The organism is Thioclava indica (assembly GCF_000714545.1).
GTDB classification, from domain to species: Bacteria; Pseudomonadota; Alphaproteobacteria; order Rhodobacterales; family Rhodobacteraceae; genus Thioclava; species Thioclava indica.
This window is the reverse complement of record NZ_AUNB01000011.1, coordinates 53,999-76,673: the sequence shown is the minus strand read 5'-3', so window position 1 is coordinate 76,673 and position 22,675 is coordinate 53,999. Positions and strand designations below refer to the sequence as shown.

At 59.3% G+C, this 22,675-nt stretch carries 21 protein-coding genes; 6 read left to right on the top strand and 15 right to left on the bottom strand.

The features are described from left to right. Positions 1-10: 10 nt before the first annotated feature. Together DT23_RS04030 and DT23_RS04025 are read left to right on the top strand one after the other, a co-directional pair. The gene (locus DT23_RS04030) at positions 11-1,708 is read left to right on the top strand and encodes a DUF5927 domain-containing protein (protein ID WP_038128459.1); all 1,698 of its coding nucleotides are present in this window, start codon (positions 11-13) and stop codon (positions 1,706-1,708) included. A gap of 4 nt (positions 1,709-1,712) precedes the next feature. After that, entirely contained in the window at positions 1,713-3,113 is a 1,401-nt protein-coding gene (locus DT23_RS04025; RefSeq protein ID WP_038128457.1) for a sulfotransferase family protein, read from the top strand. 48 nt (positions 3,114-3,161) lie between these two features. Here DT23_RS04025 and DT23_RS04020 read toward each other — a convergent pair whose 3' ends face one another. The 9 genes from DT23_RS04020 to DT23_RS03980 all read right to left on the bottom strand — a co-directional run bounded on the left by DT23_RS04020 (position 3,162) and on the right by DT23_RS03980 (position 9,337). After that, on the bottom strand, positions 3,162-3,626 hold the full coding sequence (locus tag DT23_RS04020) for a PTS sugar transporter subunit IIA (RefSeq protein WP_038128515.1): 465 nt from the start codon (positions 3,624-3,626) through the stop codon (positions 3,162-3,164). 38 nt (positions 3,627-3,664) lie between these two features. Next, complete coding sequence (hpf, locus tag DT23_RS04015) at positions 3,665-4,240, bottom strand: ribosome hibernation-promoting factor, HPF/YfiA family (protein ID WP_038128455.1); 576 nt, start codon at positions 4,238-4,240, stop codon at positions 3,665-3,667. Positions 4,241-4,506: 266 nt separating this feature from the next. Next, complete coding sequence (lptB, locus tag DT23_RS04010; RefSeq protein WP_051697033.1) at positions 4,507-5,283, bottom strand: LPS export ABC transporter ATP-binding protein; 777 nt, start codon at positions 5,281-5,283, stop codon at positions 4,507-4,509. After that, positions 5,283-5,771, bottom strand: a complete 489-nt coding sequence (gene lptA, locus DT23_RS04005) for a lipopolysaccharide transport periplasmic protein LptA (RefSeq protein ID WP_081846904.1) — start codon at positions 5,769-5,771, stop codon at positions 5,283-5,285. Before lptA ends, lptB begins: the two co-directional genes overlap by 1 nt. Before the next feature lie 7 nt (positions 5,772-5,778). Continuing rightward, the gene (locus DT23_RS04000) at positions 5,779-6,381 is read right to left on the bottom strand and encodes a hypothetical protein (RefSeq protein WP_038128450.1); all 603 of its coding nucleotides are present in this window, start codon (positions 6,379-6,381) and stop codon (positions 5,779-5,781) included. Beyond that, positions 6,381-7,337, bottom strand: coding sequence for a KpsF/GutQ family sugar-phosphate isomerase (locus tag DT23_RS03995; protein ID WP_038128448.1), 957 nt, complete (start codon positions 7,335-7,337; stop codon positions 6,381-6,383). Before DT23_RS03995 ends, DT23_RS04000 begins: the two co-directional genes overlap by 1 nt. Further along, entirely contained in the window at positions 7,318-7,932 is a 615-nt protein-coding gene (locus tag DT23_RS03990; protein WP_038128509.1) for a ribonuclease D, read from the bottom strand. The genes DT23_RS03995 and DT23_RS03990 overlap by 20 nt, the downstream gene beginning before the upstream one ends. Before the next feature lie 182 nt (positions 7,933-8,114). Further along, entirely contained in the window at positions 8,115-8,753 is a 639-nt protein-coding gene (locus tag DT23_RS03985) for a ChrR family anti-sigma-E factor (RefSeq protein WP_038128446.1), read from the bottom strand. Further along, a complete protein-coding gene (locus DT23_RS03980) occupies positions 8,750-9,337 on the bottom strand; it encodes a sigma-70 family RNA polymerase sigma factor (RefSeq protein WP_051697032.1) in 588 nt (195 codons plus the stop codon). Before DT23_RS03980 ends, DT23_RS03985 begins: the two co-directional genes overlap by 4 nt. Before the next feature lie 190 nt (positions 9,338-9,527). On the opposite strand from DT23_RS03980, the gene DT23_RS03975 reads away from it, so the two are divergent. Genes DT23_RS03975 through DT23_RS03960 form a run of 4 tightly spaced genes read left to right on the top strand, consistent with a single transcriptional unit; the run spans position 9,528 to position 13,323 of the window. Continuing rightward, positions 9,528-10,838: an NAD(P)/FAD-dependent oxidoreductase gene (locus DT23_RS03975; RefSeq protein WP_038128443.1), complete on the top strand. Its 1,311-nt coding sequence runs from the start codon at positions 9,528-9,530 to the stop codon at positions 10,836-10,838. Beyond that, positions 10,835-11,587, top strand: coding sequence for a DUF1365 domain-containing protein (locus tag DT23_RS03970; protein ID WP_038128440.1), 753 nt, complete (start codon positions 10,835-10,837; stop codon positions 11,585-11,587). The genes DT23_RS03975 and DT23_RS03970 overlap by 4 nt, the downstream gene beginning before the upstream one ends. Then, positions 11,587-12,750, top strand: a complete 1,164-nt coding sequence (locus tag DT23_RS03965; RefSeq protein WP_038128506.1) for an SAM-dependent methyltransferase — start codon at positions 11,587-11,589, stop codon at positions 12,748-12,750. Before DT23_RS03970 ends, DT23_RS03965 begins: the two co-directional genes overlap by 1 nt. A 3-nt stretch (positions 12,751-12,753) precedes the next feature. Then, a complete protein-coding gene (locus DT23_RS03960) occupies positions 12,754-13,323 on the top strand; it encodes a DUF3833 domain-containing protein (protein WP_038128438.1) in 570 nt (189 codons plus the stop codon). Here DT23_RS03960 and mtgA read toward each other — a convergent pair whose 3' ends face one another. From mtgA to DT23_RS03930, 6 genes are all read right to left on the bottom strand, one after another. Continuing rightward, the gene (mtgA, locus tag DT23_RS03955) at positions 13,324-14,067 is read right to left on the bottom strand and encodes a monofunctional biosynthetic peptidoglycan transglycosylase (protein ID WP_038128436.1); all 744 of its coding nucleotides are present in this window, start codon (positions 14,065-14,067) and stop codon (positions 13,324-13,326) included. A 31-nt stretch (positions 14,068-14,098) separates the two neighbouring features. Beyond that, positions 14,099-15,040: a Hint domain-containing protein gene (locus DT23_RS03950; protein WP_038128433.1), complete on the bottom strand. Its 942-nt coding sequence runs from the start codon at positions 15,038-15,040 to the stop codon at positions 14,099-14,101. 103 nt (positions 15,041-15,143) lie between these two features. Next, entirely contained in the window at positions 15,144-15,740 is a 597-nt protein-coding gene (locus DT23_RS03945) for a DUF1269 domain-containing protein (protein ID WP_051697031.1), read from the bottom strand. Between the two features lie 80 nt (positions 15,741-15,820). Further along, on the bottom strand, positions 15,821-20,356 hold the full coding sequence (gene gltB, locus DT23_RS03940) for a glutamate synthase large subunit (protein ID WP_038128430.1): 4,536 nt from the start codon (positions 20,354-20,356) through the stop codon (positions 15,821-15,823). Positions 20,357-20,446: 90 nt separating this feature from the next. Further along, the gene (locus tag DT23_RS03935; protein WP_156023849.1) at positions 20,447-21,157 is read right to left on the bottom strand and encodes a hypothetical protein; all 711 of its coding nucleotides are present in this window, start codon (positions 21,155-21,157) and stop codon (positions 20,447-20,449) included. Positions 21,158-21,196: 39 nt separating this feature from the next. Continuing rightward, entirely contained in the window at positions 21,197-22,630 is a 1,434-nt protein-coding gene (locus DT23_RS03930; RefSeq protein ID WP_038128424.1) for an NAD(P)-dependent oxidoreductase, read from the bottom strand. Positions 22,631-22,675: the final 45 nt, after the last annotated feature.

Here is a 22,675-nt window from a genome sequence, read left to right as displayed (position 1 = left end):
GACGGCGCAAGTGACGGTCGGTTTCATCATGATGTGCCACACGGCGCTGGATCGCGCGGCGCAAGTTGCGCGCTATTGGGCGACCAGCGGTGCGCCTGTGGTGATCCATGTCGATGCGCGCGTCAGTGAGCATGACTATTCCGCCTTGGGCCGTAGTCTTGCCGATCTTGAGGATATCTCGTTCTCGCGCCGCTATAAATGCGAGTGGGGAACGTGGTCTCTGGTCGCCGCCGCGCAATCCGCATCCGAGCAGATGTTGGAACGCCACCGCGAAGTTCGGCACGTTTATCTGGCGTCCGGTTCGTGCCTGCCACTGCGCCCGCTCAGCGAGTTGACCGACTATCTTGCGGCGCGTCCCTATACCGATTTCATCGAAAGCGTGACCACGACCGAGGTCGGTTGGACCGTCGGTGGAATTGATATGGAGCGCTTTACGTTGCGCTTCCCGTTCTCGTGGAAAAAGCAGCGTCGCTTGTTTGACCGCTATGTCGAATTGCAGCGTCGCGTTAAGTTCAAGCGGCGCATTCCTGATGGCATGGTGCCCCATCTGGGCAGCCAATGGTGGTGCCTGACGCGCCAGACGCTGAGCGCGATTTTGCAAGATCCCGATCGCGACGTGTATGACCGTTACTTCAAGCGCGTCTGGATCCCCGATGAGAGCTATTTTCAAACGCTGACGCGGCTTTACGCGACGTCGGTCGAAAGCCGCTCTCTGACGCTGACCAAGTTCGACTTTCAGGGCAAACCGCATATTTTCTACGACGATCATTTGCAACTTTTGCGCCGATCGGATTGCTTTGTCGCGCGCAAGGTCTGGCCCAAGGCGGATCGTCTTTATTCGACCTTCCTCGCGCCCGGAAATGGCAGCTCGGTGATGGCGGAGCCGAACCCTGCCAAGATCGACCGGCTGTTCTCAAAATCCATCGAGCGGCGCACCAAAGGGCGGCCGGGCCTATACATGCAAAGCCGCTTTCCCAAGAAGGACCATGAGAACGGCAAGACCTCGGCGCCCTATTCGATATTCCACGGGTTTTCCGACCTGTTCGAAAATTTCGACGGCTGGCTTGCAAAATATGTCGGGGCGCGGGTGCATGGCCATCTATTCGCGCCTGAACGTGCCGAATTTGCCGGTGGCGAAGAGATGTTCAACGGTTGCCTGACCGATAGCGCGGTCATGCGTGACTACAACCCGCGCGCTTTCCTGACAAATGTGATCTGGAATTCGCGCGGCGAACGGCAGTGTTTCATGTTCAGCCCCCGCGACAATCAGGACAATAACTGGTTCACCGCAACCGACCCGAACGCACAGATTTCCGTTATTTCCGGCGCTTGGGCGCTGCCACTCTCGCGGATGAATGAAAATTTCGCAACGATCCGGCGTGAAGCTGCGCGGCTGCAAAGACGCGAGCTGGAGCACCTGCATATCCTGCGCTCGATGTATGTGAAGGCGCGCGTGCGGATCTGGTCGATTGCCGAGTTCATCGAAAACCCGATGGAGCCCTTGCAAACCATCATCGACGAGATCTCCCCCCGCAGCACCCGCCGCCTGACTGAAGCGCCGCAAATGGTGGACCTCGCAGGCTTTGGCCAGTTTCTGCAAAACCTCAAAAATCAGGGGATGCAGCCGCTGGTGATGGGGGATTTCCCCTTGGATGAAGGCGCGCGCCAATCCTCGACACGGCGTGGCCGTCCCTATCTGGTGAAGTGAACCGATGGCAAAATTCGAAACATTCGTGATATTTGCGGAAATGCGCACCGGCTCTAACTTGCTTGAGGCGGCGCTCAACGCCTTGCCCGGTGTGACGTGCCACGGCGAGGCGTTCAATCCGGTGTTGATCGGCTACCCCAACCGCAAGGACTTGCTGGGCGTCACCCAAACCTTGCGCGACAGCGACCCGATGGTGCTCTGGAAGGCGATCAAGCAAAGCGACGGGCTGAACGGCTGCCGCTATTTCCACGACCACGACCCGCGGATGCTGTCGAAGTTTCTGGACGATCCGAAATGCGCCAAGATCGTGCTGACCCGCAATCCCATCGAAAGCTATGTCAGCCTCAAGATTGCGCAAGCCACGGGGCAGTGGAAACTGGGCGATGCCAAGCACCGCAAACCCGGCAAGGCGCGTTTTGAAGCCGCCGAGTTCGAGACCCATCTTGAGGAGTTTCAGGGCTTTCAGATCGCGCTGATGAACGCGCTGCAAAAATCGGGTCAGACCGCGTTTTATATCGACTATGAAGATGCGCAATCGGTCGAGGTAATTAACGGGCTTGCGGATTGGCTGGGCATTGACGGGCGGCTTGATGCGATGCCCGACAGCCTTAAGGTGCAAAACCCCGAACCGCTTGAGGCGAAAGTGTCGAATTTTCCGGGGATGGAGGCGTCTCTGGCCCGGCTTGACCGGTTCAACCTGTCACGCACGCCCAATTTCGAACCCCGCCGCGGCCCCGGCGTGCCCGGTTTCATCGCCTGCAAAGAGGCGGGGCTATTATATATGCCGATGCGCCCCGCGATGGACGCACCGATCCGGGCGTGGCTGGGCAAGATCGGCGGGCTGGAAGAGAGGTTTTCGCAAAAGACCCTGCGCCAATGGAAGCGACGTCACACTGGCCATCGTAGCTTTAGCGTGCTGCGTCACCCGTTGATGCGCGCCCATCTCGCCTTTGCCGCCGTGCTGGAATGGGACAATATGCTTGAGACCCGCGCCGTGCTGCGCAAAAGCTACAAGCTGGCGATTCCGGCCGAAGGGCAGACGCTGGCGGCGGATCGCCACGCCGAGGCACTGATCGGATTCATGGGCTGGCTCAAGGCCAATATCGCCAATCAGACAAGCCTACCGGTCAATGCGCTTTGGGCGACGCAATCGGCGCTGCTGCAAGGCATGGCGCAATTTGCGCTGCCTGATCTTTTGGTGCGCGAAGAGCGTATCGCGCTGGATCTGGATTATCTGGCGCAATGTGTTGGCGTTGAAGATGCGCCCGCATTTGACGCCACAGAGGCAGATGTAGCGGCCCTCAAGCTTACCGATTATTGGACGCCCGATCTCGAGGCGGCGGCGCGGGAATGTTATCCGCGCGACTTCATGCAATTCGGTTTTGGCGACTGGAAGCAGACCTGAAAAAGCGCGCCCCGGAAGGCGCGCTTTGATTTTGGTAGACAATAAGTGTCAGGCAGCTTGACGGCCCTGCGCCTCGGTCAGGACGGCATGCAGCGCCGAAGGATCGGAATTGGCGCGCAGCTTTTCGCAGGTTTCAGCATCCCGCATCGTGCGCGACACCAAAGCCAGCGCCTTGAGATGCTCCACACCCGAATCCTTGGGTGCAAACAACGCAAAGACCAGATCCACCGGCAGCCGATCCACCGCGTCGAAATCGAGCGGCTTTTCGAGCCGCAAGAACACGCCCACTACCTCATCCAGCGCGTTAAGACGGGCATGCGGAAGCGCCACCCCGTGACCGACACCCGTCGGCCCTAGGCTTTCACGCTCCTGCAACGCATCCACGGTCTGTGCAGCGTCAAGCCCATAGCTCGTCGACGCGATATCGCCGAGATCCTGAAAAAGGCGCTTCTTGCTTGTCACATTGGACAGCACCTTAACCGCGCCAGGCTTGAGCAACCTCGATAGATCCATATAACCCGTCTTTTCCGCGCTGCCCGTTTGGGAAACGCTCATTTGCTGTTGCGCGGGTCGATCCAGCCAATATTGCCGTCGTCGCGACGATGCACGACATTGACCCCGCCATGTTTCTCATTCCGGAAGACAAGCAACGGCGCGTCGGAAAGCTCCATCTGCATCACTGCCTCACCGACTGACAAAGTGGGTACCTTCGACTCCATCTCTGCCACGATCACCGGTGCGACATTGGCCGCCTCGCCCGCTTCGTCCTCTTGCTCTGCGGCGAGCACATACAGCCCTGCCGCCCCGAATTCAACCGGTTCCACCCGATCGCGTTGATGATCCTTGAGCCGACGCTTATGGCGGCGCAGTTGTTTGCCCATTTTCTCGCGGCAGCTATCGAAGGCTGCGTAAATCTCGGTCGCGTGACCCTTAGCCGATGCGGTCAGGCCCGTGGACAGGTGCACCGTCGATTCGCAAATAAATTCATGTGCGTTCTTTGAGAAGGTGATCGTCGCATCAGTCGGCCGCTGCATATATTTGTCGATCGTCTCGGCCAGTTCGGATTTGACATGAGACTGTAGCGCCTCGCCAATATCGATTTGCTTGCCAGTGATCTGGTACCGCATGGATTTTCTCCTTCACGCATTAGGCCGCGCCGCCTGACCGTGACACGGACAGATTGCGAGCCGGTTAAATTCCCTGGGGAAAATGCAGATCACACCCTTACCACCGCGACGCTTTGGCCAAGCGCGGACGCGAACCGAGTTGGGCTCGGCGGACGTGCGCTGGAGGTGGGGGCGACAATCACGCATGTAAGTATATTTGGGGACGGAACGGGCGGGGTGTCAACGGTTGACCTGCGATGGATTTGAACAGTTCGCTCACGCAGCTATCAAAGTATGCGGAAATTCTGGCCCAGATAGACCCGGCGCACATTTTCATCCTGCACGACTTCCTCGGTCGTGCCCGACATCAGCACCTTGCCATCATGCAAAATATAGGCGCGTTCGACAATTTCGAGCGTTTCGCGCACGTTATGATCGGTGATCAGCACGCCGATGCCGCGATCTTTCAGTTGCGACACCAAGGCGCGGATTTCCGAAACCGCGATTGGATCGACGCCCGCGAAGGGTTCATCGAGCAGCAGGTATTTCGGATCTGCTGCCAGACAGCGCGCGATTTCACAGCGCCGCCGCTCACCACCCGACAGCGCCATCGCGGGGGCCTGACGCAGATGCCCGATAGAGAAGTCGCCCAGCAGTTCCTCTAGCCGTTCGCGACGAACATGCGGGTCGGCAACAGCGATTTCCAGCACCGCCATGATGTTCTGCTCAACCGTAAGCCCGCGAAAAATCGAGGCTTCCTGCGGCAAATAGCCAATGCCCAACCGGGCACGGCGATACATCGGCAGACCCGTCACATCGCGCCCATCCAGCATGACCTGACCGGCATCGGGGCGGATCAATCCGGCGATATTGTAGAAACATGTCGTCTTACCCGAGCCGTTCGGCCCAAGCAGCGCCACCACCTCACCGCGCGAAACGTCCAGCGAGACATCGCGAATCACAGGACGACGGCGATAGCTTTTGCGCAAGCCGCGCACATGCAGGCCGTCCGTGTCCTGCATTACCGGAGTCGGCCCGCCGCGATTTTCGGTCTGGGCGTCCATCACTGATTTCCGGGCTTGAGGATCGTGCGCACGCGTCCGTCCATCTGCCCTGTCCCGGTGCTGAGATCAACGTTCAGCCGATTGCCCGACATCACGTTATCGCCTTGGGTCAACAGCACGTTGCCACTTAGCACAACGGTTCCGGCGGGCACATCATAGACAGCCTGCCGGGCCTCGGCGGCCTCGGTTTCTGACACCAGTGTGACGCCGCCAGTTGCAACCAACTGCGAGATTTTCGTGCGGTCGTTTTCTGCGTATTGCACCTCGACCTGCGCGGCCATGAGTCGCATCGTGCCTTGGCCCACCAGCACATTGCCGCTGAACACCGCCTTGCCGCTTTGCTGATTGACGTTAAGCTGATCGGCCGTGACCTCTACCGGGGCTTTGGTATCGGCGCGCATACCACCAAACGTCACCTGTTGGGCCTGCGCGATCGCGGGGATCAGCAGGATCGCACTCAAGCTTAGAACACTCGCAAGGCTTCGCATCACACCCTCATTGCTTTGGCTGATATATCAGCTTCACACCCTTGTTGAAAACCAGATCGTCATCGCCGCCCGGTTTGGGCGCGGTCATTGTCATAGAACCTGCCTCAAGCGAGCCAAACGGCGCGTCCCCTTGGATCGGACCGGGCGAGACGATCTTGCTGCGATCGGTCTGCATTTCGATCAGATCCGACGTCATATGATAGCCCTGCGAGGTCTGCATTGCGACCGAGCCTTGCAAGGTGATCTCTCCTGCGGCTGTGTTGAAACGACCCTGTTTCGCGCTCAGATCGGTCACGAGCCCGTCTTTGGCGGTCAGTTTGGCAATCAACTGCTGCGCCGATGCGCCAGCGCCATTTTCGGGTTCGGGGCGCGCCTGTTCAGCCGTCACGGTCAGCGTCCCGCCGTCCTGCGTTACGCTGGAAAATTCAGGCCGGGTCAGCGCAGATTCGCGCGCAAGTTTTTCGACATCAACCTGCGCATAGGGAATGGCCGCGCTGGGGTCGATCCGGTTGGAAAACAAAAACAACGTCGACAACAGAACAAGCGCACTCAGCGGCAGGACGATCTTGGCCCAGCCCACCAGTTGCGAATGGCTGTTGTCATACTCCATCAGACGATCCCGGCGCGCAGGCAATCGTGGATCTGGATAAAGCCCACGGGGCGCGCGTTCTCGACGACGAATAGGCTGGTGATTTTGCGTTCGTTCATCTGCGCCACGGCGGCCTCGGCCAGTTGATCCGGAGTGATGGTGCGCGGCGCGGCGGTCATCACCTCGGCGACGGTGTGCTCTAGCAGCCCATTCATATGGCGGCGCAAATCGCCATCGGTGACGATACCGGTCAGGTGGCCCCGCGCATCCATCGCGCCGATCACGCCAAAGCCCTTCTGGCTCATCACCAGCAGCGCTTCGGACATCGGTGTTGGCTCGGGCACCAGCGGCAGATCGGTATGCATCAGGTCCGAAACCTTGGCCAGACGCGCCCCCAGCTTGCCACCGGGGTGGAAGGTGCGGAAATGCTCGGCTGTGAAGTGGCGATGCTCCATCAGCGCCACGGCCAGCGCATCGCCCAGCGCCAGCGTCATCGTCGTCGAGGTGGTAGGCACCACGCCCGTGCCGCAGGCCTCTTCGGCTTGAGGCAGCACCAGCGCCAGATCGGCCTGTTTCAGCAGCGTAGAGCCAGGCCGGCTGGCTACCCCGATCATCGGGATCGAAAACCGCCGCGTATGCGCGATCAGATCGGCCAGTTCAGGCGTTTCACCGGAATTGGACAGCACCAGCGCCAGATCGGTTTGCGTGATCATGCCCAGATCGCCGTGGCTTGCCTCGGCGGGGTGGACGAAATGCGCGGGCGTCCCGGTCGATGCCAAAGTCGCGGCAATCTTGCGCCCGATATGCCCCGACTTCCCCATACCCGAGACGATCACGCGGCCCTTGGTGGCGAGGATCATCTCGACCGCGCGGGAAAATTCGCCATTTAGACTGTCGGCCAATGCCGTCATGCCCGCGATTTCAATCGCGATCACGCGGCGCGCCGTGGCGCTATAATCAGTGGTGGAAGATGTCATTGGGTTCCTCCCATCCTAGTAAATCAAGCTGCGCACGCGCAGGCAGAAAATCGAAACAAGACTGCGCCAAAGCGCGGCGATCTTCGCGGATCAGGCGGCGCTCCAGTTCCTCTCGCAGCTTGTGAAGATACAGCACATCACTTGCCGCGTAGTCTTTTTGCGCGGCGCTCAACGTGACCGCCCCCCAATCCGAGCTTTGTTGCTGTTTGGAGATATCAACTCCTACGATTTCATGCAGTAGCACTTTTAGACCATGACGATCCGTGAACGTGCGCACCATCTTAGAGGCGATCTTGGTGCAAAACACCGGCTGCGTCACAACGCCAAACGCATGATACAAAGCGGCCAGATCAAAGCGCGCGAAGTGAAACAGCTTTTCGGTGTGTGGATCAGCGAGCATCGCACACAGGCGCGGCGCCTCTGTCTGGCCCTTGGCGATCTTGACCAGATGCGCGTTGCCGTCGCCCGAGGATAGCTGAACCAGACACAGCCGATCCCGGCGCGGATCAAGCCCCATCGTTTCGGTATCAATCGCTACGACCGGCCCCAGGTTAAGCCCGTCCGGCAAGTCGTTCTCATGCAGATGGATCGCCACGGCGTGTCCTTTTTGGTCGTTATGACAGGCATATAAGCGTTTTGTGCCCCCCTTGCCAACGCGCGAGATGATCTGCGTAAGCGCACCCATTGTTTCGGGGCTAAAACGAGGAGAAAATGCAAAGACCCGCCATGACTGTCACGCATGGCGGGCCTTGAAAACTGTGGATTTGCGCAGCCGCGTTAGATGCGGAAAATCGGCTGCAACAGGCGCGGCAAAAGCCCCTTGAATTGCAGCGGTGCATCGGTCGCAGCAAGACAAATACAGGCCTCACCCATGCCTGCAGTCGGGGTGTGATCCAGATCATCCTCGGCCACTTCGACATCGCCGACGCCAAATTCACCCGTCTCGTCGTGGAACGAGCCTTGCAATACCAAGGTCAGCTCCAAGCCACCATGCGTGTGATCGGGCACCGCCATCCCCTGCGGAATATACAGCAAACGCGCCGAGCCCTGTTTGTCCTCGCTCAAGATGGCTTGGCGAATTCCGCCTCCCAAAGACCGCCAACGCGGCTGATCTGAACCCATCTCGGCAATTAACGCGCCGGGATAGATGCCGGTTCGCTGGGGCGCAGGAGCTTCGGGGGCGATATCTTCATCAAGCCCGTCAAATACCCGCGCACGCAGATCGTCAGATGTATCAACGGCCTCAAGCCCCTCTAGAACAACACCGCCTGCGGCTTCTTCGGCCTCAAGCCGCGCGCGGCATTCGTCGCACTGACTGACATGCGTCGCCACGACGAGCGAAAACGCATGACCAAGGCTTCCGGCAGCATAAGACCGGATCAACCACTCTGGCAGATGATGCGTAATCTGTTTCATTCGTCCCTCAGATCTTTCAATTCGTGCCGTAACTTCTCCAGTGCTAGCCGAATTCGTGACTTAATGGTTCCCAAGGCAAGGCCGGTCGCCTCTCGTATTTCCGCCTGTGTCAACTCGCCGACATAGGCGCGTTCAACAATCTCGCGTTGCGATTGTGGCAGCGTTGCAAGGGCTTCGCGCAATTGCACGGCCTCTTGTTCCAAGCTGACCATCGCATCCGCGTCATGGGCCTCACGGCTTTCTGCCTCGACAATCATCTCATCAGGTACGGGGCGCGGACGGCGGCGGATCACATCAATCTGGCGATTGCGCGCAATCCGGTAGATCCATGCCGAGGCCCGCGCCCGCCCCTCGTCATACAGATGCGCCTTACGCCAGATCGTCAGCATCACGTCCTGCACCACATCCTCAGCAGCGGCGCCGGACATGCCAGACCGGATCAACATCCCTTTGAGACGCGGGGTGAAGTGGTCATACAACCGCCCGAAGGCCGCCTTGTCGCGATGCTCGCGCACGGCCACCAACCAGTCGGTCTGCTCGCAACCTTGGCTTATCTGTTCGCTTGACGCACCGCTGTCGTTCATACTCTTCCCAGCATAGCCCGGCCGCAAGCCGTGCGGCAGGGGCGTTTTCGTCTCGGAGTCTATGGTCAGGGCTTCTATCATGACCAGACTACGCGTCGTTTTAACACCCGGATCACTCGGCGTCGAAAAAAACTTCTGATCCAAATGCTAGCACCCGTCGTTACCTGTTCAAGTGATTGGGAGTAAAGATATGTCCTTCGACGCACCGCATCCGAGAGCGCAACGCATCGCCATCATCGGGTCGGGCATTTCCGGGCTGGCCGCAGCCTGGCAACTTGCACCGCACAACCGCGTAACGATCTACGAGTCGGAAAGCCGTTTGGGCGGTCATTCCCGCACCATCCTTGCCGGACGCCAGGGCGATCAACCCGTTGATACGGGCTTTATCGTGTTCAACTACGCCAACTATCCGCATCTGACGCGGATGTTTGCCGAGCTTGAAGTGCCGGTCGAGCGATCGGACATGAGCTTTGGCGTCAGCATTGATCAGGGCCGCATCGAATATGCGCTGCGCGATTTGCGCGGATTGGTCGCTCAAAAGAGTAACTTCGCGCGTCCCGGTTTCTACCGGATGATCGCCGACATCGCGAAATTCAATGCGCGTGCCGTCGAGATGGCCCAAAACGATGACATGACCATCGACGCGTTGATGGATGCGCTTAACATGGGCGACTGGTTTCGCCGCTACTACCTGCTGCCGATCTGCGGCGCGATCTGGTCCACGCCCGCCACTGAAATCGGGGCGTTTCCGGCGCGCAGCCTGATGCGGTTCTTTGAAAACCACGCGCTTTTGTCGGCCACAGGGCAACACCAATGGTGGACCGTTTCCGGCGGCTCGATTGAATATGTCAAACGGCTTGAGGCGGCTCTGAGCGTGCGAGGCGTTGAGTTCCGTGTCGGCACGCCGGTGACATCCGTGCAGCGCGGCGCCCAAAACGTCACTATTTCCGCGAAAAATGCGCTGCCTGACACGTTCGATCAGGTGATCATCGCGACCCATTCCGATCAAGCGCTTCGCCTGCTGGCCCAGCCAACCGCGCTGGAAACTGCTGCGCTAGGCGCGATCCGCTACCAGCCCAATGATGTCTACCTACACCGCGACGAACGGCAGATGCCGCGGCGGCGCGCCTGTTGGTCAAGCTGGACCTATCAGGCCTCGCAATGCCAGAACGAGACGCGTTTGGGCGTGACCTATTGGATGAACAAGCTGCAAAACATTCCGCATAACGACCCGCTTTTCGTCACGCTCAACCCCGAGGCCGAAATCGCGCAAGAGGCGATCTACGATCATGAGGTGTTCTGGCATCCGGTCTTTGATCGCGCGGCTTTGAAGGCGCAGGGCGATATTGCGGCGATTCAGGGTCTAAATCGGACGTGGTATGCGGGTGCCTGGCTGCGTCACGGCTTTCACGAGGACGGGTTTGCTTCGGCGGTGCGCGTTGCGCGCGCAATCAACCAAAACGCCCAATTCCAGCCCATCCTTGATCTGGTGTCCGCATGAACGCCGAATTTTGCCCCGGAACGACCGGACACGCGCGGCGCGGCGCGATTTCCCACGGGTTTCGCTACCACGTGGATTATGTGCTGATTGATCCCGAATCCGATGGGCCTTGGCCGCGCTTGTTTTCGCGCAAAGGTCGCAATCTCGCCGTGCTGCGTGACCGGGATTACGGCGGTGTCCGTGGTCAGGGAGAGGGCGCTACATGGGCGCGATGCAAGCTGGTCGAGGCCGGTGCGCCTGCACCACATTCGCTACGTCTTCTGACCCAGCCGCGCATCTTCGGTTCTGGCTTCAATCCGGTGAATTTCTGGCTGTCCTTTGACGCGCAGGATCATTTGCGCGCGGTGATTGCCGAGGTCAACAATACCTTTGGCGACCGTCATTCCTACCTCTGCGCAACCGCAGATTTCGACCCTATTACGGCGCAAACGAAGATCGAAAGCCGTAAAATCTTTCACGTCTCACCGTTTCAGGACATCGCGGGCGATTACCAGTTTCGGTTCGATATCACAGACACGAAAATCGCGATCCGCATCGCGCATGAGAACGGCAATGAGGGCGTGACTGCGACGTTGATCACAACACGCAAGCCGCTCCGTTCGCGCGATTTGATCGTCGTTGCCCTGCGTCGCCCGTTTACCCCGATCCGCACGATTGCCCTGATCTACTGGCAAGCCCTGCGCCTGAAACTCAAAGGGGCCGCTTACCGTCCGCACCCCGCCCCACCACATAAGGAGATCTCGCGATGATGCCCTTTTTCACCAACCGGATTCGTAAAGAGTTTCTGGATACCTGCGAGAAGATTGAGCACGGGACGCTCTCCCTTCGCTTGCCCGATGGCGAGACCCGTCATTTCGGTCGCGGCGCGCCCCATGCCGAAATGATCATTCGCGACTGGCAAGCGGTCGTGATGATGGCTGCGCGCGGCGATGTCGGTCTGGGTGAGGCGTATGTTGCGGGCATGTGGGACACGCCGTCTATTGAGGGGTTGCTGACGATCGCGCTGAAAAACCTTTCGATTGCGGATAGTTACGCCTATGCTGGTTTCTGGTCGAACCTGCGTTTCAAAATCATTGACCGCCTGATGCGCGCCAACTCGTTGCGGGGATCGTCGCGCAATATCCGCGCGCATTACGATGTTGGAAACGAGTTCTACCAGATCTGGCTGGATGAGGGGATGAGCTATTCTTCCGCCTTGTTTGCGCCCGGCGATCAGGATTTGCATCGCGCGCAAAACCGCAAGTTAGACCGTATTCTCGATTCGCTTGGTGACGGTGAACGCGTGCTGGAAATCGGCTGCGGTTGGGGCCATTTCGCAGAGCGCGCGGCGGAGCAAGGGCGTGACGTGACCGGAATCACGATCTCGCCAAGTCAGAAGGGCTATGCCGATGCGCGCCTTGATGGCCGCGCGGATATCCGGCTGCAAGACTACCGCCATACGCCCGGAAAATTCGATCATATCGTATCGATTGAGATGATCGAGGCGGTCGGCGAACGCTACTGGCCGACCTATTTCTCAACGCTGAAGGATCGCCTCTCCGAAGGCGGATCAGCGGTAATTCAGGCCATAACAGTGTCTGATTCCTACTTTCCAACCTATCGCAAGACGTCTGATTTCATCCGCCAATACACCTTTCCGGGCGGCATGTTGCTGTCTGATAGCGTCATCCGCGATCAGGCGGCCCGTGCGGGGCTGATGGTGAAGGAAAGCTTTGGTTTCGGCCAAGATTACGCCGAGACCTGCCGACAGTGGGCCGCGCGTCTGAAAGAGCGCGCCGAGCGGGCTGCGCAGATGGGCTATGGTCCCGATTTCCTGCGCGGCTGGCTCTATTATCTTGAAGCCTGCGCAGCGGCCTTTGCCGTCGACCACACCGATGTGGTGCAGGTCCAACTTGTCCATGCGAGGGCGTGAGCGATGATCAAGCTCCTCTTGGCGATAGCCGTTCTTATTCTTGCAGCGCTGCTGATCCGGCAGGTGTTTTTCAGCTTCCCGGCGCAGCGCCTATCCGATTATGCCAGCGAAAGCCCAAGCTTCGACATTCGTCAGGCCTTTGAGGGGCCGGTCGAGGCGCATGGCATGATCTACGGCCCCACCGGGCGCGTCACATCGCGGTTTCGCGCGATGATGGTCGGCAGCTTCACCAATGAAGGCGGCGTGATTAACGAGGAGTTTGATTACGCCTCAGGTCGAACCCAAAGCCGGGCCTGGAAGATCCGGTTTGCCGAGGATGGCACGATCAGTTCGACCGCAGATGATATCGAAGGCGTGGCTACGATGAACCAACGGGGCAATGCGCTTGAGATGCATTACAAGCTGCGCCTGCCCGAGGATGCGGGCGGGCATGTTCTGGATGTGACCGACTGGATTTACCAGATGCCCGATGGCACGCTGCTAAACCGCTCGCAGATGCGCAAATTCGGGATCAAAGTGGCCGAGCTGTTCGCGGTGATGCGCCGCGTGTCCGATACTCAGCCCGCCGAGTGATCACTCGAAACACGCGGCGCGGCCATCATTCTTGATTGTCGCCGCGCCGTCGATAATCGCGCGTGCTCTGCGCTGCACAAACGCCGAAGGCTTTGCCGCCGAACGCCCTTTGGGATCGGGTAGAACCGCTGCGATCAAGGCCGCCTGCCGGGCTGTCAGCTTGTCCGGCGAAGTGCGGAAATAACGAAACGCAGCGGCATCGACACCAAAAGCGCCCTCATCAAATTCCGCGACATTGAGATAGACCTCAAGGATGCGCCGCTTGGACCAGATTGCCTCGACCGCCGGGGTCAACGCGGCCTCCATCGCCTTGCGAATCCAGCTACGCCCCTGCCAGAGGAAAACGTTTTTCACGACCTGCTGGCTGATCGTCGATGCGCCTCTATTGGCACCATCGTCAATCGCAGAGCGGATCGCATGCATGTCAAAGCCCCAATGATTGCAGAAATTTGCATCCTCTGCGGCAACAACCGAGCGTGCCATGACGGGAGCGATATCATCCATCGCGACCCATTGCTGATCAACCGCGCCAAGGCGGTGCCGTTCGGACCACATGTAGTAATCAGTTGGCGGATTGACGAATTTATAGACCACGATCAGCGCCAAATAGATCGCGACCACCACCAATGCGGCACGACCCAGCCATTTCAGCACCAGCCGGAATGGCGCGGTCATGCCTGCCATCAGACCCGAGGTGGCACTGCCCCGACGGGTCTTCTTTTTCGATTTTCTCGTTTTCGCCATGGGCGTATAAGTCACGCTCGCATGGGGGTGGTCAAGCCGCCAAAAGCGAAACTTCCGAGCCGCGCGCAACCTGTCGCGCGGTTACCATGCTCTCGATGGCATCGCTGCGATGCGCCCCCCATGCATCGCGGATTTCACCGTGAATCGCACGATCCTCATCCAGGATCATTTCACCGGGAAACAGGCTTTCGCATGGGGCACCCTCGGCGGTCAGAACGTGATGGGCGTCAAGCAACAGGTGCACATAGCGCAGACGCGGCATCTCGACGATCCGCACGGAGCTACCATTGACCAGATGTTTTGCCGCAACCAGCACCTCGGGCGCGCCGCAAGCCAGCTCTGCGCGCCAGCCGCTCAGCATCATCCGGTGCTGCTGCGAGACCAGAAGCGGGCGGCGGTTGCCCAACACGCCGGCCTCAAATCGCACAGGCGCGTAAGCACCACGGCCAGCGACCTGCCGGCCACCCGTCCAGATCAGCGGCTGCGGCCCGGCGTCAAGAGTCTCGACCAGATCGCCCGCGCGCAGCCATTCCACCGGCACCTCGCCCCGAGGCGTTGTGATCAGCGTGCCGGCGACGAAACACTCCGGTCCCAGATCTCCGACCGGGGCATAGGTACTTGACGTGACATAGGTGGAACTGACGAAGGTCGCGCCGTCATGCAGGATCGTTCCGTCAGTCGGGGTGAAGTAGGTCCGGCCATCGGCGAGATAGAACGTGTCTCCGGTGATCGTGATCTGGTCACCATTCGCCTTTTCGATGGTGATCGTATCCCCGCGCCAAACGCCGGTGAGCCGCTGACCATCAACCGTGTCGTACCGACCGCGCCAAATATCCCACTGGCTCGTCGTCGGCGAGATCCGATCGTCGTTATTATAGTCGTTCAGGCTTAGAGTCGAAGGATCGAATACCTCACCTGCGTCAGGGGGATTTCCCGGGTCGAGTTGGTAGAATTGGTCGTAATATGTCGCCATTGTTGGGCCTGCTGCTCGTATTTATTGCCTTTTAATTGTTTCCAAAAAGCACAAAGATTACGGCAGAATTGAGGCAGACGCGGCCCAGGGCCACCTCATACGGTCACGGTTTCGCGTCTGTCTCTGGATTGACCGACCCGCCGACAATGTTTGTCCGAGCGCCAGCCGCGCCCTCAGTCAGGTCTTCGCCAATAAGGGTCGTCGCACCACCAGCGGCTAGCGTCGCGGCAAGGCGATCGCGGAAATCGGGATGCAGATCGGCGCGCATAACAGTGGCGTCGGTGTGGCCTAGCGTTTTAAGCTGCGCCATCAGCGGTTCTGCGCCCTCCTTGGGGATCAGCGTGAACACCGCCGCGCCGCCTTTGGGCAGATTGGTTCCCGCATCGCGCATGAAGTCGTCGTTGATCCCTAAATCTGTGGCATGTCCGGCAACCGCCCCGGTGCCTGCGCCAATCGCGGCCCCGATCACTGGCGACATAAACACCAGCCCCAGCAAACCGCCCCAGACCGCACCGCCAATCGCCCCCATCGCGGTGGTGTTTCTCATTTGATGCAAGCGCACGGCCCCATCGTCTTCGCGCGTCACGACAACGATATCCTCGGCGCGAAACAGACCCTGTTTCTGCAGATCTTGCAGAGTATCGCGCAACTCAAGCGCCGCCTCTTCGGTTTCGCGGGCAATCACTAGCAACTCGGACATCGGGCAACCTCCAAACAGATAAAAAGGGCGAGACCCTTGGCCCCGCCCTTCTAAAACGTCTGGTTTGCGTAAGGGTTCCCTTACTCTGCCGGCATCGCCTGCGGTTCATCGGTAAGCGGATGCGACAGATGAATGAGCATCTCTTTCGGACAGACCTGCAGGAAGTTGGCCTTTTCGCTCTCCCAATGCTGCAAAATATCTGCCGCTTTGCGCGAACCGGTTTCCTCGACGTGACGCTCGATCAGGCCTTTGAGTTGGGCTTCCCAATAGGGATGACCCAAGCCGCAGGTGACAAGGCTTTCGAGGTTCATCAGATCCTCAGCCGCGCCATCGGGATCATAAAGATAGGCCATACCGCCCGTCATCCCCGCGCCGAAATTCGGCCCGATCGAGCCCAAAATCACCGCAACCCCACCGGTCATATATTCACAGCCGTTCGATCCGCAGCCCTCGATCACCACTTTGGCCCCCGAGTTACGCACGCCAAAGCGTTCACCCGCGCGCCCTGCGGCAAACAGATGCCCGTCGGTCGCGCCATAAAGCACCGTGTTGCCGATGATCGTGTTTTCAGACGCCACAAGCGGGCTGGTCATCGGCGGGCGCACCACAATCGTGCCACCCGACAGACCCTTGCCGACGTAGTCATTGGCATCGCCCGACACTTCGATCTTGAGACCCGGTGCCGCAAATGCCCCCAAGGACTGACCACACGATCCGGTCAGCTTGACCGTCAGATGATCGGGCTGCAGCGCGTTGCGCATCCCGAAATTCTTGACGATATGGCTCGAGGCGCGCGTGCCGATAGTGCGCAGCGTGTTGCGCACAGCATAGCTCAGCTGCATCTTCTCGCCTTCTTCGAAGAAACGCGCACCGTCGCGGATAATCTCGGCGTCCAGCGTGTCGGGCACCCAGTTGCGCGGCTTGGAACGGTCGTAAACGATCTTATCCCAGCCATCGACAGTGATCAGCAGCGGGTTCAGGTCAAGATCATCCAGATGCGCCGAGCCACGGCTGACCTGCGTCAGCAAATCAGCGCGCCCGATCACCTCATCCAAGCTGCGCGCGCCAATCGAGGCAAGCAGTTCCCGCACTTCCTGCGCGTAGAAGGTGATGAGGTTCACGACCTTATCCGCCGAACCGGTGAACTTGGCGCGCAGTTCGGGGTCTTGCGTACACACGCCCACCGGGCAGGTGTTCGACTGGCACTGGCGCACCATGATGCAGCCCATCGCGATCAGCGCGGCGGTGCCGATGCCGTATTCCTCGGCCCCCATCATCGCCGCCATCACGATATCACGCCCCGTGCGCAAACCGCCATCGGTGCGCAAGGTCACACGTTCACGCAGGTTGTTCATCGCAAGAACCTGATGCGCCTCGGTCAGGCCCATTTCCCACGGCAGACCGGCGTATTTGATCGAGGTCGCAGGCGAGGCCCCCGTGCCGCCATTGTGCCCCGAAATCAGGATCACGTCGGCCTTGGCCTTGGCCACGCCAGCGGCAATCGTGCCAACGCCCGAGGACGCCACCAGCTTGACCGTCACCTTGCAGCGCGGGTTGATCTGCTTGAGATCGTAGATCAACTGCGCGAGGTCTTCGATCGAGTAGATGTCGTGGTGCGGCGGTGGCGAGATCAGCGTCACGCCCTTGGTCGAGTGCCGCAGCCGCGCGATCAGGTCGGTGACCTTCATGCCCGGAAGCTGGCCACCCTCTCCCGGTTTTGCCCCTTGCGCGACCTTGATCTCCAGCTCTTCACAGTGGTTCAGGTATTCGGCGGTCACGCCGAAACGCCCCGATGCCACCTGTTTGATCTTGGCCGACGGGTTGTCGCCATTGGGTTCGGGCACGAAATGCGCCGGATCTTCGCCACCCTCACCGCTATCGGATTTCGCACCGATCCGGTTCATCGCGACGTTGAGCAGTTTGTGCGCCTCGGGCGAGAGCGCCCCCAGCGACATCCCCGGCGTCACGAACCGCTTGCGGATTGAGGTGATGCTTTCCACCTCTTCGATTGGCACCGGCTTGCCCAGCGACTTGATGTCGAGCATGTCGCGAATATGGATCGGCGGATTGGCCCGCATCATCGCGGAATACTGCTTCCACAGATCATAACTGGCGCGGTTGCACGCCGTTTGCAGCATATGCATCGTCTGCGCGCCCCAAGCGTGGGTCTCCCCCGTGCGGCGCGATTTATACAACCCGCCGATTGGCAGCACGTCTTGCCCGCCCTTCCAGCCTTTGGCGTGGACTTGTTCCAGCTTGTGCTGAATGCCGTGCAGACCGATGCCGGAAATGCGCGAGTGCATGCCGGGGAAATATTCCGCGACCATCGCACGGCTCAGACCCACCGCCTCAAAGTTGAGACCACCGCGATACGAGGACAGCACCGAAATGCCCATCTTCGACATGATTTTGAGAAGCCCCGAATTGATCGCATCGCGATAGCGACGCATCGCATCGACAAGGCTTCCCTCGATCAAGCCGCGCGCGATCCGGTCTGCAATCGTATCCTCGGCCAGATAGGCGTTAACCGTGGTCGCCCCCGACCCGATCAGCACTGCGAAATAATGCGGGTCAATACATTCGGCGGCGCGCACGTTGATCGAACAAAATGTGCGCAGGCCCTTCTTGGTCAGCCAGCTATGAACGGCAGAGGTCGCCAAAATCATCGGCATCGCGACTTTGTCGGGGTCTTGGCCTTCGTCGGTCAGCACCAGATGCAGCGCACCCGAGCGCACGGCGTCCTCGGCCTCATTGCGGATGCGGGTCAGCCCGTCATGCAGCGTCTCCTGATTGCCGCCCGACGCGAAAGTGCAGTCGATCACGGTGACCTGTTCGCCAAACTGATCCAGCATCGCGTCGAATTCGGAATTGGCGAGAAACGGCGTATCAAGAATCCAGATCTCGGTTTGCGAGCTGTCCTCATCGAGCACGTTCTTGAGGTTACCGAAACGCGTTTTCAGGCTCATCACCCGATTTTCGCGCAAGCTGTCAATCGGCGGGTTGGTAACTTGGCTAAAGTTTTGCCGGAAGAAATGGCTTAGCGGGCGGTATTGTTTGGACAGCACCGCAGGCGGCGTGTCATCGCCCATCGAGGCAATCGCCTCTTTGCCATCTTCGGCCATCGGCGCGAGGATTTGTTCGATCTCTTCGACCGAATAGCCCGCCGCGATCTGGCGTTTGCGCAGTTCGGCACCCTCGAATTTCGGGGCTTCGGGCACGTCGCGCAACTGTTCGTTCAGATCGGTGACCTTGCTGACCCATTCCGAGAAGGGCTGCGCATGGGCCAATTTATCTTTCAGTTCCGCGTCATGATAAAGCTTACCATTGGCCATATCGACCGCAATCATCTGGCCCGGACCAAGCGCGCCCTTTTCAACGACCATCGACTCGTCAATCGGAACCATTCCGGCCTCAGAGCCTGCAATCAGCACGCCATCGCCGGTGATGACATAGCGCAGCGGGCGCAAGCCGTTGCGATCCAGACCGCCGCAAACCCAGCGGCCATCCGTCATCGCGAGGGCGGCGGGACCATCCCAAGGCTCGATCACGGCGTTGGAATAGGCATACATATCTTGCAACGCTTGCGGCATGGTTTCGTCATTTGACCACGGCTCGGGCACCAGCATGGTTTTCACCATCGGCGCGGTGCGGCCCGAACGCACCATCAGTTCAAACACCGCATCCAGCGCACCGGAATCCGACGCGCCGGCGGGGATGATCGGCTTGATATCCTCGGCGCTCTCGCCAAAGGCGGTCGAGGCCATGCGGATCTCATGGCTTTTCATCCAGTTGATGTTGCCCTTGATCGTGTTGATCTCGCCGTTATGGGCGAGCATCCGGAAGGGCTGGGCCAGCCACCATTGCGGGAAGGTGTTGGTGGAATAGCGCTGGTGATAGATCGCGAAGGCCGATTCAAACCGTTCGTCTTTCAGGTCGGGATAGAATTCGGCGACCTGCTCGGCCAGCATCATGCCTTTGTAAATGATCGAGCGGCAGCTCAGCGAGCAGATGTAAAGGCCCGCGATCTGGGCAGCGACCGCGGCCTTCTCGATGCGACGACGAATGATGTACAGCTCGCGCTCGAACTGTTCCTGGTCGATATCCTTGTCGTTGCGGATCAGGATCTGCTCAATCTCGGGACGCGTCGAGTTCGCCTTTTCCCCCAGCACAGCCGTATTCACCGGAACGTGGCGCCAGCCGTAAATGTAATGCCCCATCCGCAGCACTTCGGATTCCACGATCGTGCGGCAGCGCTCCTGCGCGCCAAAATCGGTACGCGGCAAAAAGACCTGCCCGACAGCGACCATCTTTTCCATATCGGGTTCATGCCCGGTGCGCCGGATCTGGTCGTAAAAGAACGGGGCGGGGATTTGCACATGGATGCCTGCGCCGTCACCAGTCTTGCCATCGGCATCCACAGCACCGCGATGCCAGATTGCTTTCAGCGCGTCGATGCCGTTTTCGACAACCTTGCGCGAGGGCTTACCGTCGATGGCGACCACAAGACCAACACCACAAGAGGCCTTTTCGTCGTCTTCTTTCCACAGTGAATTCTCATGCATCCACTGGCGTTTGGCTTCTTGGGCTGCAACCCAGGATTCATCATATTTCGTCATGTCCGGCCTCCTTCGGAGAAAGCGTTAAACCTGTGGCGTCTAGATCGGCGCACCAACGTTTGGCGGCGCTCGGCAAGGTTTGGGCGGCGCTCATCCGAGCCCGCCCTCAGGGGAAATCCCCGTCATCATCATATCGCAGTCATATTCAGGCGTTTCGGTGGAAAAACCCGGATCGCCGGGAAAATCAAACCGCGCAGGAGTGTCGTCGAAAGACTGCTTTTCACCCGAGGCGTTTTCGTAACTTTCCGGCCCGCTCAGAAAAATCCGGTACTTCCGGCTGATGTATTGCACGCCTTTGCGCGTAGACAGCTTTTGCCCCTGCACATCATATGCGCTGAGATTAAAGCTGCTTTTTTCCAGCGGCACGCCATCAATCGTAACGTTTTCGCCCGTCAGCGTATCAACCCCCACATAGCGCTGGGTTTGGGCGAAGTTATTACGCGTGATGAAGTCATAATCATCGCGCCCCGAGGCCAACAAATCGCTAAACGACGCGTTATCTTTGGACGCGGCCTGATCAAGCAGATCAATCTCGCCGGTGTCCAGCGAATAGGCCTCGATCCAGCGGGTTTCGCTATCGATGTGGCTGAGGAAATAAGTGCCCTCGCCATCGGCATATGACACCCATTGTTCGCCCGCATCATCCGCCGCACAGGTGTAGAAATTAGCAACCTGACAGTTGTGAAGCTGTGCGGTCATGTAAACTTCGCAGCCTTGGGGCGGGATGAAATTGGCCGCATGCGCAGGCAGGGCGGCCAGTAGCCCCCCACAGATTGCCCAAAAAATTGCGCCCTTGTTCATTATTATCTCAGCCCTTTTGGAAACGTCGTCGCGGTGCGATCATTCTGCCGCGACAGCCGCTACATTCTCGAGATAGCGCAGGATTTCGGTCCCTGCCTCACGCCCGTCGCGGATCGCCCAAACCACAAGGCTTGCCCCGCGCACGATATCGCCCACTGCGTAGACGCCAGGGATTGACGTCGCATGGGTGCCAAACTCGGCCTTGACGGTGCCCCAGCGGGTCGTTTCCAGCTCGGCCGCATCCCATTGCTCGGGCAGGTTCTCGGGTTCAAAACCAAGCGCCTTGATCACCAGATCGGCCGGCTCATCATAGATGCCGCCTTCGATCTTTTCGGGGCTTTGACGACCGGACGCATCGGGCGCGCCCAAACGCATCTGCTGTACCGAGACCGAAGCCACCGGATTGCCAGAGAAGCCTGCGGGTGCCGCAAGCCAGACGAACTCGACGCCTTCTTCCTCGGCGTTTTGCACTTCGCGCTGGCTGCCGGGCATGTTGGCACGGTCGCGACGATAGAGACATTTCACCGAAGTGGCGCCCTGACGGATCGCCGTGCGCACGCAGTCCATCGCGGTATCGCCACCACCAATGACAACCACGCGCTTGCCTTCGGCGTTCAGCGTGCCGTCTTCAAACTCGGGAACATCATCGCCAAAGCTTTTCTTGTTCGACACCGTCAGGAAATCAATCGCACGCACGATTCCATCAGCATCCGCGCCCGGATCCGTCAACTCGCGCGTTTTATAAACGCCCGCCGCAACCAGAATCGCATCATGCTTGCCCCGGATCGCATCAAACGAGATATCGGTGCCGACATTGCAGTTCATCACAAACTCGACGCCACCGTCTTCAAGCTGCTGCACGCGCTGCATGACGATATCTTTTTCCAGCTTGAAGCCGGGAATGCCATAGGTCAGCAGGCCGCCCGCGCGGTCATAGCGGTCATAAACCGTGACCTGCACGCCAGCGCGGCGCAGCACATCCGCCGCCGACAGCCCGCCGGGACCAGCGCCGATGATCGCCACCGATTCCGCACGATCGTTCAGCGGTTTGATCGGCTTGACCCAGCCCATATCGAAGGCGGTGTCGGTGATGTATTTTTCAACCGCGCCGATGGTGACGGTGCCATGGCCTGACTGCTCAATCACGCAATTGCCCTCACACAGGCGATCTTGCGGGCAGATACGGCCGCAGATTTCCGGGAAGGTGTTGGTGGCTTGGCTCAGTTCGTAAGCCTCTTGCAACCGGCCCTCAGCGGTCAGGCGCAACCAGTCGGGGATGTTGTTGTGCAAGGGACAATGCGATTGGCAATAGGGCACGCCACATTGGCTGCACCGACTTGCTTGCTCGGCTGCCTTTTCCGCCGCGAATTCGCGATAGATTTCGTCAAAATCATGCGAGCGCACGTCCGCGTCGCGTTTTTGAGGCATCTCTTTCGCCGTTTTCACGAACTTGAGCATCGGCTGCTTGGCCATGTCGGCGTCTCCCTAAGAATACTGTGGGTAAGACTTGCTACACTG